Origin of the sequence: Loktanella sp. DJP18 (assembly GCF_049310965.1) — a bacterium.
Lineage (GTDB): Bacteria > Pseudomonadota > Alphaproteobacteria > Rhodobacterales > Rhodobacteraceae > Loktanella.
The window spans coordinates 1-671 of record NZ_JBMERN010000389.1 but is presented as its reverse complement, the minus strand read 5'-3'; the positions used below and the strand labels follow the sequence as shown (position 1 = coordinate 671).

Here is a 671-nt window from a genome sequence, read left to right as displayed (position 1 = left end):
AGAGGTCTTCGTGGAAAACCTCTTGGGATTTTCCATTTCAGGTAGCGAGACCCCTTGATCTAAGTCAAGCGACACCTGCTTTATGCGACACTCCCGGTCGCCAGGTACTTTGCCAGCGACGGCTAGAGTGCCTTTGGGTCGATTGGAGTGCCCCCATCGGGTGGCCCGGTTTGAATGTTAGTGCATGGTCGGTCTTTGGTCTATCGCGACGATGCTCCTGGGCACCGGCGGCCGGTATCCTAAGGCGCTGTGGGGCCCGACCGTATTGGGCCCCATCGGAAGGTTTCCGCGTAGGAATACTCTAAGCGAGAACATTATATGAACATATTCAGGTTCCCCCAGTCTCTGGCTGGCCTGATGTTCAGCGGCCGCGCAATTTTGCGGTCAACGGCCTTGGAATGCCAATCGAAGTCGACGGAAAGGATGACGTGCTCCCATCCGAGTGGCGACGTGTGCGGAAGCAGCCCGGCATGCAACATCCGCAAGGGCAAGCCGCCCAAGGAGATCTCGCCGATCGCTTTCGAGGCGGTGAAGCGCATCGACGCCCTGTTCGAGATCGAGCGCGACATCAACGGCAAATCCCCCGACGAGCGGCTCGAAGCGCGGCAACGCCTGTCGGCCCCGCTGGTCGCCGATCTGAAACGCTGGCTTCGCGGCGAACGCGCGCTGCT

At 60.1% G+C, this 671-nt stretch carries 1 pseudogene; it reads left to right on the top strand.

Annotated elements, in window-relative coordinates:
- Window positions 1–468 precede the first annotated feature (468 nt).
- Window positions 469–671 (top strand): annotated as a pseudogene (locus ACOI1H_RS26075) (IS66 family transposase); the annotation flags it as partial.